This is a genomic window from Saccharopolyspora oryzae, assembly GCF_027853915.1.
In the GTDB taxonomy this organism is placed as follows: domain Bacteria; phylum Actinomycetota; class Actinomycetes; order Mycobacteriales; family Pseudonocardiaceae; genus Saccharopolyspora; species Saccharopolyspora oryzae.
This window is the reverse complement of the sequence record NZ_JAQGLA010000136.1, coordinates 1-11,724: the sequence shown is the minus strand read 5'-3', so window position 1 is coordinate 11,724 and position 11,724 is coordinate 1. Positions and strand designations below refer to the sequence as shown.

Genomic DNA, 11,724 nt, shown 5'->3' with positions numbered 1-11,724 from the left:
ATTCAATGGAAATTGGAGGTCTGAGTTCCATTGAATTTGCGGACCTCGTTGGCCGGGGTGGGGGCGCTTAGGGTTGGGGTGTGGGGGCTGGTGGGGGTCGGTTCGTGCCTTACGGCCCGTCGCACTTGGTGCTGATGGCGCTGATCGTGGTCGGGGCCGTTGCCGTCGTCGTGCTCGGACGCCGGTGTCGTGAGGCCGGGACGATCACGCTGGTCGCGCGGGTCTTCGCCGTGGTGGTCGTGGCGTTCGACGTGCCGCTGGTGATCTACGGGATGCTGCCCTCCCAGTGGAACATCGGTGATTCCCTGCCGCTGCACCTGTGCGGCCTCGCGTGGATGGTCAGCGCCTTCGCGCTGTGGACGCGGCAGCCGCTGGCGTGCGCGCTCCTCTACTACTGGGGGTTGACGCTGACGCCGCAGGCGATGATCACGCCGGCCCTGGACGCGCCGGACTTCCCGTCGTTGCCGTTCATCCAGTTCTGGGGCCAGCACCTGCTGGTGCTCTGGGCCGCGGCGTTCCTGACCTGGGGCGTCGGGGTGCGCCCGGACTGGCGCGGCTACCGGTTCGCGGTGGTGGTGACGGTGGTGTGGGCTGCGGCGATGCTGGTCTTCAACGCCTGGGCGGGCACGAACTACGGCTTCGTGAGCCGGAAGCCGAACAATCCGTCGCTGCTCGACTTGATGGGCGGTTGGCCCTGGTACCTGGCCGTGGCGGCGGTCGTCGGGATGGTCGCCTGGGCGCTGCTGACCTGGCCGTGGACCCGGAACGAGCGCGCTTAGGCGCCCATGGCGAAGCCCTGCTGCCGCCAGGCCTCGTAGACCGCGACCGCGGCCGAGTTGGCGAGGTTCATCGAGCGGATGCCGGGCAGCATGGGGATGCGCACCTGCATCGTCGCGTCGTCGAGGACCTCGTCGGGCAGGCCGGTGGATTCCGGGCCGAACAGCAGGACGTCACCGGGCCGGTAGTCGACCGTTTCGTAGGAGCGCTCCGCCTTCGAGCTGAAGGCGAAGATCCGTTCCGGCTGCAGCGCCCGCCACGCCGAGTCGAGGTCCGGGTGGACGTGCAGGGCGGCCCGGTCGTGGTAGTCGAGACCGGCTCTGCGCAGCTTCGCGTCTTCCACGGAGAACCCGAGCGGTTCGATCAGGTGCAGGGCGCATCCGGAGCCGGCCGCCATGCGGATCGCGTTGCCCGCGTTGCCGGGGATCTCCGGGTGGTAGAAGACGACGTGAAACACCCGAAATCGTTTCACACCGGCACACCCGGCGGCACTCCGGGGCGGAAAACCGTTGGTGCGACGAGATCAACTCGTGGCAGCCGGGCTCAGACCAGGCCTCCGGTGGCGCGGATGTTCTGACCGGTCACCCACCGCGCGTCCGGGCCGGCTAGGAACGCGACCACGTCGGCGATGTCCGCGGGCCGTCCGAGCCTGCCCAGAGGAGTCATGTGCTCGGTCGCCGCGATGGCTTCCGAGCCGACCGCGCCGCGCAGCAGGTCGGTGTCGGTGGGGCCGGGCGAGACCGCGTTGACGGTGATCCCGCGCGCGCCCAGCTCCTTCGCCGCGACCCGCGTGAGCTGCTCGACCGCGGCTTTGCTCGCGGCGTAAGCGGATTCGCCGGGACCGGCCCAAACGGTGCTCATCGTGGAGATGTTGATGATCCGCCCACCGCTGCGCATCCGCCGCGCCGCCTGTTGCACCGCCAGGAAGGTGCCCTTGGCGTTGACGGCCATGATCCGGTCGTACTCGGCCTCGGAGGTGTCCAGCAGCGGCGTGCTGCCCGGGATCCCGGCGTTGTTGACCACGATGTCCAGCTCGCCGAGGTGCTCGTCGGCGACCGCGAAAAGCCTTGCCACCTGGTCGGTTTCACCGACGTCGACCTGTTCGGCCCGAGCTCCCGTGCTGGCGCTGAGCGCGTCGGCGGCGGCTTCGTCGCGGACGTAGCTGAACAGCACGGTCGCCCCGTCGGCTGCCAAGCGCTGCACGATCGCCCGCCCTATGCCGCGGGATCCTCCGGTGACGACCGCTGTCCTGCCGTGAAGTGCCATGCGCCGATCGTCTCGGCAATTGCGGCGGGAACCGGTCCGGAATTCGTCTCGTGAGTGGTTCGAGGTGCCATAGCGCCCCGAAGCGCTCACGAGTCAGCGGGTGCGGGTGGAGTCGCGGGGGACCAGTCGCGGGTCGGGGTTGCTCACGACCTGGGCGGCCTCGGTGCCCTTCAGGTTCGCCAGCAGGAGTTCGACCGCGCTCGACGCCGCTTGCGCCAGGTGCAGGTCCACCGCGGTCAAGGTCGGGGTGCTGGTGCGGGCCCGGACGCCGTCGTAGCGGGTCGCCACCTGCAGGTCCCCCGGGATGTCGAGCCCGCGCACCGCCGCTGCGCGCACTGCGCCGATGGCGAAGGCGTCCACCGCCGCGCAGATCGCGTCGACCTCGGGGTGCTGCGCCAGCAGCTCCTCGCACGCGGCCTGCCCGGTTTCCTCGCCGCCCGACTCGTCGGCCTCGACGACCAGCGGCGGCATGCCGTGCTCGCGCGCGAACTCCGCGTAGACCTCCGCCAGGTCCACGTACCAGCTGCGATGCCCGCTGCCCATGAGCAGGGCGATCCGGTCCGCGCCCTGCTCGCGCAGGTGGTCCAGCAGCAGGCGGCCGACCTGCGGTGCGCGCAGGTCGACGTGCGGCAGGTCCATGCCCTGCTGCGGGCCCATGGTCACGATCGGCACACCGCGGGACTGCAGGCGCTTGGTCGTCGGGTCGTCCTGGTCCGGTTCGATGACGATCGCGCCGTCGATGTCCAGCGAGTCCAGCGGCGGGTCGGAGGAGTCCAGCGGCGGCACCACCACCAGCGCGAACCCGTGCAGCAGCGCGGTCTCGGCCGCCGCGGCCGCGACCTCCATGAAGAAGCCCAGCTTGGACGGGCCGCCGCCCACCGCGACCGGCATCGACGACACCAGGCCGATGGTCCGCGACTGGCCGCTGCGCAGCCGCTGCGCGCGCAGGCTCGGGCGGTAGCCGAGCTCGGCGGCGGCCTGGGCAACCCGCTCCCGCGTCCGCGGATCGACCTTGCCGATGCCGTTGAGCGCGTGCGACACGGTCGTGCGCGACACCCCGGCCGCCCGCGCGACGTCAGCGATCGTCGGCCGGATGGGTCCCGCCATCGCATCTCCTCACCTTCGAACCGCCGCTCAGGCTATTACGCCCCACCCGAGCCCGGAACCCCGTCGTGGGTGCGCAGGCGTGCTCCAGCCCGCGTGCGCGCTCACGACGGTCAGGCGATGTCGCGGTGGAGGAGGTCGGCTTCGGTTTCGCGGCGGATCCAGGCCTCGACCGCGCCGTCGTCGATCGCCAGCACCGGGGGACGGGGGACGAGGTTGTAGGTCGAGGCCATCGAGTGGTGGTAGGCGCCGGTGCACGGGACCGCGAGGAGATCGCCGGCGCGGATGTCGGACGGCAGCTGCACGTCGGGGATCAGCACGTCACCGGCTTCGCAGTGGCGTCCGACCACGCGCATCGAGCGCTTCTGCACGTCACCTGCCCGGCCGACCAGGCGCGCGGTGTAGCGCGAGTCGTACAGCTCGGGGCGCGGGTTGTCGCTGAAGCCGCCGTCCACGGCGACGTAGGTCCGGGTGCTGGTGTGCTTCACGGTCACCACCCGGTACAGCGTCACCCCGGCTCGCGCCACGATCGCCCGACCCGGCTCCAACGTCAGGCGCGGCGGCACGAGACCGTGCTTCCGGCATTCGAAACCCAGCACGCGGGGGATGCGGGCGGCGAAGCCGGACAGGTTGAACGAGGCGTCGCCGGGGCGGTAGGCCACCGCATGCCCGCCACCGAGGTTGAGCTGCGGCAACGCGACCCCGTGCCGAACCGCGATGTCGGCGAGGAAGGCCACGAGGCGCCGCACCGCCTCCTCGTACCCGGTGACCCCGGCGATCTGCGAGCCCAGGTGGCAGTGCAGCCCCACCAGCCGCAGCTCGGGACGGGAGAGCACCCGGGCCACGACCGCCGCCGCTTGCCCACCGGCCAGGGACGAGCCGAACTTCTGGTCCTCGACGCCGGTGGCCACGGCCCGGTGGGTGTGCCCGTCGATGCCCGGCGTCACCCGGACCAGGACGTCCTGCGGACCGACCAGCCGGTCGACCTCCGCCACCGAGTCGATCACCACCCGGCCGACCCCGGCGCGCGCCGCGGCCCGCAGCTCGAGATCGGTTTTCGCGTTGCCGTGCAACAAGATCCGCTCGGCGGGGAAGCCGGCGGCCGCGGCGGTGGCGAGCTCCCCGCCCGAGCAGACGTCGAGCGACAGGCCTTCCTCGGCGATCAGCCGGGCCATCCGCCGGCACAGGAACGCCTTGCCCGCGTAGGCGATCTCGGCGTCCAGCGCGCGGTAGGCGCGGCACCGGTAGCGGACGGTCTGCACGTCCAGCACGTAGCTCGGGGTGCCGAAGCGTTCGGCGACCTCGGTGAGCGAGACACCGCTCACCGCCACGTCGCCGGAGGGCATCGCCTCGGCCGCGTCCGGCCAGATCGCGGCGGGCAGCTTCTCGGGCAGGCTCCGGCGGTAGGTCGGCAGCAGTTCGGCCAATGTCATCGGGTCTGTCCCGCCTCTCCTCGGTGTGGGTTGCGTTCGGGATTGATCTCGTGTTCTGCGGTTTCTCGTGGCTGGTTCGCGTCACGGCCCCCGAGGTGCGGTTGAGCAGCTATCGGTTCTCCGCGCTGGGGGCTTCCAGGACTACGCCGGGTCGGGACGGGCGGACCAGGGTCCGGGCGCGGTCCTGACACGCCGCCCGCACGTCCTGATGTGCTGTTGACGGCCTGGTCCGGGGCTTCTGGTAGAGAAGACGTATGGCAGGTGCAACACCCCGGAAGCGGAAGGGGGCGACGGAGGAGCGGACCGCTGCGCAACACCGACCGGTGGCCCGCGTGCTGGTCGACGTCCCGCTTCCCGTGCACCTGGACCGGCCGTTCGACTACCAGGTGCCCGACCGGCTCGACGCCGACGCGGTGCCCGGCTGCCGGGTGCGGGTGCGCTTCCGCGGCAAGCTGGTCGACGGCTACCTGCTGGAGCGCAACGAGACCACCGACTTCAAGGGCGCCCTGTCCTGGGTCGAGCGGGTGTCCTCGCCCGAGCCGGTGCTGACGCCGGAGCTGCTGGAGATGGCCCGGGCGGTGGCCACCCGCTACGGCGGCATGCTCACCGACGTGGTGCGCCTGGCCATCCCGCCCCGGCACGCCGGAGCGGAGAAGAAGGCCCCGAGCGAACCCGGCCCGACCCCGCCGCGACCGGAGGCCGCGAGCTGGGCCCGCTACCAGCACGGACCGTCCTTTTTGGACGCCGTGCACGCCGGCCGTTCGGCCCGCGCGGTCTGGCAGGCGCTGCCCGGGGAGGACTGGCCCGCCCGCCTCGCCGAAGCCGCCGCCACCGCGGCCTCCGCCGGGCGCGGTGCGCTGATCGTCGTCCCGGACCACCGCGACCTGCAACGGGTGCAGGACGCCTGCACCGCCCTGGTCGGCGACGACGTCGTCGCCCTCGCCGCCGAGATCGCCCCCGCCGAGCGCTACCGGCGGTGGCTGTCGGTCCTGCGCGGCGCGGCCCGCGTGGTGGTCGGAACGCGGGCGGCGATGTTCGCACCGGTGCACGACCTGGGCTTCGCCGCGGTGTGGGACGACGGCGACGACCTGCACAGCTACCCCCAAACGCCCTACCCGCACACCCGCGACGTGCTCACCCAACGCGCGCACGCGGCGGGCGCGGCGCTGCTGGTCGGCGGCTTCGCCCGCACCGCGGAAGCCGCTCTGCTCGCCGAATCCGGCTGGGCGCACGAACTCGTCGCGCACCGCACCGAAGTGCGAGCGGCCGCGCCGCGAGTGACCGCCATCGGCGAGGACGACACGCAGCTGGCCCGCGACCCGGCGGCGCGCGCAGCGCGACTGCCGTCGGTGGCCTTCGAAGCGGCGCGAGCCGCGTTGGGCGCGGGAGCGCCGGTGCTGGTGCAGGTGCCGCGGCGCGGCTACGTGCCGGCGCTCGCGTGCGGCGACTGCCGCGAGCGGGCGCGCTGCAGGCGCTGCGCCGGGCCGCTGGCGCTGCCGGGAGGCAGCGAAGGCGGCGTGCCGAAGCCGGCGGCGTGCAGCTGGTGCGGAGCCGCGGAAGCGGCGTTCAAGTGCGCGAACTGCGGCTCGCGGCGGCTGCGCGCGATCGCCGTCGGTGCTGGTCGGACCGCGGAGGAGATGGGGCGCGCGTTCAGCAACGTGACGGTGCGGACCTCCGGTGCGGGCGAGGTGCTGGCCACGGTCCCGGCCAAGCCCGCGCTGGTCGTGTGCACACCCGGGGCCGAGCCGGTGGCAGAAGGCGGCTACGGCGCAGCGCTGCTGCTGGACGGCCGGACGCTGCTGGCCCGGCCGGAGCTGCGCGCGGCCGAGACGACGCTGCGCTTGTGGTTCGACGCGGCGGCCCTGGTGCGCCCGGCCCGGGACGGCGGCCGGGTGGTCGTCATGGCCGACTCGTCGCTGCAACCGGTCCAGGCCCTGGTGCGCTGGGACCCGTCCTGGTTCGCTTCGCTGGAACTCGCCGAGCGCGCCGAACTCGGCTTCCCCCCGGCGCGACGGGTCGCGGCCGTCGACGGAACCCCGGACGCGATCGAAGCGCTGCTCGACTCGGCGGACCTGCCGCCCACGGCGGAAATCCTCGGCCCGGTCCCGCTCGGCGAAGTCGACGAGGACGGCAACTCCGAGCGAGAACGCCTGATCGTCCGAGTGGACCGGACCGAAGGCCGAGCCCTGGCAACCTCCCTCCACGCAGCCCAAGCGATCCGAGCAGCCCGCAAGGCAGCCGAACTCCAGGTCCGCCTCGACCCCCTGGAAATGCTCTAGCCCCAATCCCCCGACGCACGGTGTCGTGAGCGTTTTGGGTCGCTATAACAACCCAAAACACTCACGACCGGTCCCCGGGCTCTCGTCGCACGAAGAGCTGTACCGGTGGCCGGTCCGACATCGGTCATGTTGACGACCGACACCGCGACCAGCACGTTTGTGTCCTCGACTAGCACCCTTGCGAGCGAAAATGCGTTGCGCTGAGGTTCGGTGGGTTGGTGGGATCGGGGGGGTGGGGACTTTCTTGGAGACCGAGCGGTTGGTGTTGCGGACGTTCCGTCCGGATGACGTCGACCTGCTCGTGGAGCTCAACGGGGATCCGCTCGTGATGCGCTACATCTTCGGCGGTCCGGCACCGACGCGGACCGAGGTCGCCGAGGAGCTGCTGCCCAGGTACCTGTCGTACTACGAGAAGTTCGGCGGGCTCGGGAAGTGGGCCGCGGTGGAGCGGGGGACCGGGCGGTTCGTCGGGGTGTTCATGCTGCACCCGGAGGACGGCGGGCCGTTGGACGAGGCCGAGCTCGGGTACCGGTTCCACCAGTTCGCCTGGGGCAAGGGGTACGCCACCGAGGGCTCGATCGCGTTGCTCGGCAAGGGGTTCGGCGACTTCGGGCTGCGGCGGATCTTCGCGCAGGCGATGACCGTCAACGGGGGTTCGCGGCGGGTGCTGGAGAAGGCCGGGATGCGGTACGTGCGGACGTTCTTCAAGGACTGGCCGGGCCCGCCCCTCGACGGCTCCGAGCACGGCGACGCCGAGTACGAGATGACCCGCGAGGAATGGCTGGCTCAGTACCGGTAGACGCGTTCGGCCACCGCCGCCGCGGGTTGCGCGGAGTAGCTCGCCGGGGCCGAGATCCGGTTCGGGTCGCCGTCGGAGGTGTAGCGGCGGGCCGGGTCGGCGGCCAGCTTGTCCAGCCAGGCCGTGGAGCCGAACTGGGCGTCCTCGCCGTTGGCCGCTTGGGAGCGGATGCGCGGCACGTTGGCCGGGTCGAAGTCCGCTGACCAGGGCGAATGCGCCGGGTTGGAGCCGACCAGCAGGACGCTGTCGTGGTGGTAGGTCGTCCCGTCGGCCGACCCGTCGGCGGCCAGCCGCTCGTCGTCCGGGTGCGCGCCCAGCGGGAGCGCGATCGACCGGACCTGCACGCCTGGCACCGCATCGGTGATGATCCGCTGCATGCCGGCGATCTGCCGCTGCGCTTCAGCACCCGAGATCCGGCCGAGGTTCGGGTGGTCGAGGGTGTGGTTGCCGATCTCGAAACCGTGCTGGTGCAACCAGGTGAGGCTGCGGCGGCCGGTGGGTTCCTCGAACGGCGGGTTGAAGACGTAGCAGGTCGCCACCGGGCGGAACCCCGGGTGCGCGGCCGCCACGTCGAGCAGGATGCGGATCGCCGTGCCCGGCGCCGGCTCGCCCGAACCGTCCAATGTGAACTGGCTGGTCGATCCGTCGTCGAAGGTGAGCACCACCGGATGCGCACCGGCCGGGATGTCGAACTGCCCGGTGGCGTACTCGGTGGCGGTCACCGGGACGTAGTCCTCCGCCGCCAGCCTTTCCAGCTCCGCCCGGAAGTCCTCCGGCGTCCGGTCGTAGACGCTGGTGGGAGTGGTGGTGATCCGGTGGTACATCAGCACCGGGACGTCGCCCAGCTCGTTGGCGCCCACCGACTCCGGCGTCGGCGGGGGCGGTGGTGGTGGCGGAGGAGGCGGGAGCTCGGCCATCTGGAGCGGTGGCGGTGGTGGGGGTGTGCTGCAGCCGCTCAGGGCCGCGAGCAGCACCGCCGTCACCGCGGCGACAGCGCGTCCGGCGCGCACAGCTGGCAGCACGCCACCAACCGTAGGTTCCGGTTTCGCGGCTTGGGGATACTCCAAGTGGTTAATTGATCTGCCGCGCCCCGGCTGGGAGGGTGGTGGGAGCAGAGAATTCTGCTTGGAAGAGCACGAGTTTCGTGCAGCCGCGCGAGTTCGCCTAGTCGGGGAGGCGAAAGCGATGACGGATGCCGCAACCGCCCGTGCGCGGGCGATGCTGGCCGAGGTTCCCAGGTTCGTCGTGGTCGGGATAGGTGCCGCGCTGGTCCTGCTGATCGGGGTGCTGCTGGCCCGGATGATGTCCACAGAGGACGTCGAGATCGGCGGGTTACCGGAAGATCGTCCGGTCGCGTCGAACGTCGTGGGCGCGATTCAGATCCGCTCGGGCGCCGATGACGTGCGAGTGCTGCTGGACGGCCGCGAGGTGCCGGTGAGCCGTGCGCAAGGCGTCTACCAGGTGTCGGGGGTCGGGCTGGCCGACGGCAACCACGAACTGCGCGTCGAGGTGCCCGGCTGGATCGGTGCATCCAGCACCAGTCGTGAGTTCACAGTGGACAACACGCCACCTGCGCTGCAGGTCGACGACTCGCTGCGCGCCGACGAGCCGAACACGCCGGTCACCGTCGCGGGGACCGCGCAAGGTGCCACCGAGGTCCTGGTCGCCGGGAAACCCGTGGTGCCCGACCCGCAGGGCGGGTTCAGCGCGGTCGTCGACCGGCCGGACCGGGAGGTCCCGGTGGTGGCCACCGACGCCGCGGGCAACCGCACCGAGCGGGCCCTGACCGTCCACATCAGACACCCGGGGATGCGCGCGGTGCACCTGACCGGCCTGGCCTGGACCAGCGACTCGCTGCGCGAACCGGTCCTGGACCTGGCGAGACGGGGCCAGATCGACACCGTCGAGCTCGACATCAAGGACGAGAGCGGGGAAGTGGTCTACGACTCGGCGGTCCCGATGGCGCAGCAGATCGGCGCGGTCAAGGGCTACTACAACGCCCGCCAGGTGCTCGACCAGCTGCACGGCATGGGGGTGCGGGTGGTCGGCCGGCTGGTCGCGTTCAAGGACCCGGTGCTGGGCGCGGCGTCCTGGAACGGCGGGCACCCGGAACGGGTCGTGCAAACCGCCGGTGGCCAGCCCTGGAGCGGTGGTTACGGCGGCTACGCCTTCACCAACTTCGCCGATCCGACCGTGGTCCGCTACAACATCGACATCGCGGCCGAAGCCGCCGGCCTGGGCTTCGACGACATCCTCTACGACTACGTGCGCCGGCCCGACGGGCACCTGGACCAGATGCGCATCCCGGGGCTGACCACCACCCCGGAGGCGGCGATCGCCGACTTCCTGCGCCAGACCCAGCCGGAGGTCCGCTCGCGCGGGGCGCTGCTCGGCGCGTCGGTGTTCGGCATCTCGGTGAACCGCCCGACCGAGATCGCCCAGGACATCCGCCAGATCGCGCAGCACGTCGACTACATCTCGCCGATGGTCTACCCGTCGCACTGGGCGGCCGGGGAGTTCGACGTGCCCAACCCCAACGGCCAGCCCTACGACATCGTGGCGCGCTCGCTGGCCGAGTTCGCCAAAGCGGTCCAGGGCACCGACGTCCAGATCATCCCGTGGCTGCAGGACTTCAGCCTCGGCGTGAGCTACGGCACTCCGGAGGTGGCGGCGCAGATCGGTGCTGCGCGGGACAACGGCATGAACTCCTTCCTGCTCTGGGCCCCGAACTGCCGCTACCACGGGGAGGCGCTGGCCCCGCGCTGAGCGAACGCGCTTTTGTCGTTGGGCGAAATGGGTGTTGTCCTCGGGAGAGCCGCTGTGCATTGTTGGCGGGGTATCGATCTTGGAGGTAGCAATGCCCGCGAGGCCTGCCCGGCTCACCCTCGCCGTGCTCGCGTCCGGTGCGCTGATCGCACCGATGGCGCAAGCGGCCCCCGGCGGACCGCCGGAACCACCGAAGCAAGCCGAAGCGGTCGGTTACGGCGGCGCGGTGTCCAGCGTCGACCCGAACGCGACCCAGGCCGGCATCGACGTGCTCCGCCGCGGCGGCAACGCCACCGACGCCGCGGTCGCGGTCGCTGCCGCGCTCGGCGTGACCGAGCCCTACTCCGCGGGGTTCGGCGGCGGCGGGTACTTCGTGCACTACGACGCCAAGACCGGCGAGGTCGAGACGATCGACGGTCGGGAGACCGCGCCCGCCAGCGCCGACGAGAACCTGTTCCTGGAGGACGGCAAGCCGATCCCGTTCGACGAGGCGGTCACCAGCGGCCTCGGCGTCGGCGTGCCCGGCACCCCGATGACCTGGCAGAACGCGCTGCAGAAGTGGGGCAGCAAGGACCTCGCCGAGGTGCTGAGCCCGGCCGAGCAGCTGGCCAGCAAGGGCTTCGTCGTCGACGAGACCTTCCGGAAGCAGACCGCGGACAACGAGGAGCGCTTCCGCGCGTTCCCGGCCACCCGCGACCTGTTCCTGCCGGGCGGGAAGCTGCCCGAGGTCGGCAGCGTGCTGCGCAACCCCGACCTCGCCGCGACCTACCGCGAGCTGGGCAAGCGCGGCGCGGACGTGCTCTACAACGGTGAGATCGGTGCGGACGTGGTCCGCACCGTCAACCAGCCGCCGGTCGACCCGGCCGCGAAGATCAAGGCCCGCCCCGGCGACATGACCGCCGAGGACCTGAGCGCCTACCGCGCCTTCGAGCAGGACCCGACCCACGTGTCCTACCGCGGCCTCGACGTGTACGGCATGGCGCCGGGCAGCTCCGGCGGCACGACCGTCGGCGAGGCGCTCAACATCCTCGAGAGCAGCGACCTGTCGGCGGCCGACAAGACCCAGTACCTGCACCGGTACCTGGAAGCCAGCAAGATCGGCTTCGCGGACCGCAACCGCTGGGTCGGCGACCCGAAGTTCAGCGAGGTGCCCACCGAGGCGCTGCTCGACCAGGGTTTCGCGGACTCCCGAGCCTGCCTGATCAGCGACGACGCGGTGCTGCCGACCCCGCTGAAGGCGGCCGACCCGAAGCTGCCGCAGGAGAGCCAGAGCCGCCCCACCGACGGCGGCGGGCCCTAC

General features: G+C 71.7%; 10 protein-coding genes. 5 read left to right on the top strand and 5 right to left on the bottom strand.

Annotation, left to right across the window (positions count from 1 at the left end; all coding sequences use genetic code 11):
- Positions 1-104 precede the first annotated feature (104 nt).
- On the top strand, positions 105-779 hold the full coding sequence (locus OU415_RS36725) for a YwaF family protein (protein ID WP_270954325.1): 675 nt from the start codon (positions 105-107) through the stop codon (positions 777-779).
- Here the strand turns inward: OU415_RS36725 and OU415_RS36720 are convergent.
- The 4 genes from OU415_RS36720 to lysA all read right to left on the bottom strand — a co-directional run bounded on the left by OU415_RS36720 (position 776) and on the right by lysA (position 4,580).
- The gene (locus OU415_RS36720) at positions 776-1,234 is read right to left on the bottom strand and encodes a tRNA (cytidine(34)-2'-O)-methyltransferase (RefSeq protein ID WP_270954324.1); all 459 of its coding nucleotides are present in this window, start codon (positions 1,232-1,234) and stop codon (positions 776-778) included. The genes OU415_RS36725 and OU415_RS36720 overlap by 4 nt on opposite strands.
- Positions 1,235-1,320: 86 nt before the next feature.
- The gene (locus tag OU415_RS36715; protein ID WP_270954323.1) at positions 1,321-2,043 is read right to left on the bottom strand and encodes an SDR family oxidoreductase; all 723 of its coding nucleotides are present in this window, start codon (positions 2,041-2,043) and stop codon (positions 1,321-1,323) included.
- Positions 2,044-2,136: 93 nt separating this feature from the next.
- Positions 2,137-3,150 (bottom strand): LacI family DNA-binding transcriptional regulator, encoded by a 1,014-nt coding sequence (locus OU415_RS36710; protein WP_270954322.1) that lies wholly within the window; start codon positions 3,148-3,150, stop codon positions 2,137-2,139.
- Positions 3,151-3,260: 110 nt separating this feature from the next.
- Entirely contained in the window at positions 3,261-4,580 is a 1,320-nt protein-coding gene (gene lysA / locus OU415_RS36705; protein WP_270954321.1) for a diaminopimelate decarboxylase, read from the bottom strand.
- Positions 4,581-4,834: 254 nt separating this feature from the next.
- Between lysA and OU415_RS36700 the strand changes: the two genes are divergently transcribed.
- Entirely contained in the window at positions 4,835-6,859 is a 2,025-nt protein-coding gene (locus tag OU415_RS36700; RefSeq protein ID WP_408641987.1) for a primosomal protein N', read from the top strand.
- Positions 6,860-7,091: 232 nt separating this feature from the next.
- Entirely contained in the window at positions 7,092-7,658 is a 567-nt protein-coding gene (locus OU415_RS36695) for a GNAT family N-acetyltransferase (protein ID WP_270954318.1), read from the top strand.
- On the opposite strand, the gene OU415_RS36690 is transcribed toward OU415_RS36695, so the two are convergent.
- The gene (locus OU415_RS36690; RefSeq protein WP_408641988.1) at positions 7,646-8,677 is read right to left on the bottom strand and encodes a polysaccharide deacetylase family protein; all 1,032 of its coding nucleotides are present in this window, start codon (positions 8,675-8,677) and stop codon (positions 7,646-7,648) included. The two genes, OU415_RS36695 and OU415_RS36690, sit on opposite strands and share 13 nt — an antisense overlap.
- 166 nt (positions 8,678-8,843) lie before the next feature.
- On the opposite strand from OU415_RS36690, the gene OU415_RS36685 reads away from it, so the two are divergent.
- Entirely contained in the window at positions 8,844-10,424 is a 1,581-nt protein-coding gene (locus OU415_RS36685; RefSeq protein WP_270954317.1) for a putative glycoside hydrolase, read from the top strand.
- A gap of 91 nt (positions 10,425-10,515) precedes the next feature.
- Positions 10,516-11,724, top strand: a 1,209-nt coding sequence (locus OU415_RS36680; RefSeq protein WP_270954316.1) for a gamma-glutamyltransferase family protein, incomplete at its 3' end; no start/stop codon positions are given.

What these genes read in the sequence shown, in the direction of transcription:
- lysA (WP_270954321.1), bottom strand. Translation starts at nt 4,580, where the DNA reads ATGACATTGGCCGAACTGCTGCCGACCTACCGCCGGAGCCTGCCCGAG.
- OU415_RS36700 (WP_408641987.1), top strand. Translation starts at nt 4,835, where the DNA reads ATGGCAGGTGCAACACCCCGGAAGCGGAAGGGGGCGACGGAGGAGCGG.
- OU415_RS36685 (WP_270954317.1), top strand. Translation starts at nt 8,844, where the DNA reads ATGACGGATGCCGCAACCGCCCGTGCGCGGGCGATGCTGGCCGAGGTT.
- OU415_RS36710 (WP_270954322.1), bottom strand. Translation starts at nt 3,150, where the DNA reads ATGGCGGGACCCATCCGGCCGACGATCGCTGACGTCGCGCGGGCGGCC.
- OU415_RS36715 (WP_270954323.1), bottom strand. Translation starts at nt 2,043, where the DNA reads ATGGCACTTCACGGCAGGACAGCGGTCGTCACCGGAGGATCCCGCGGC.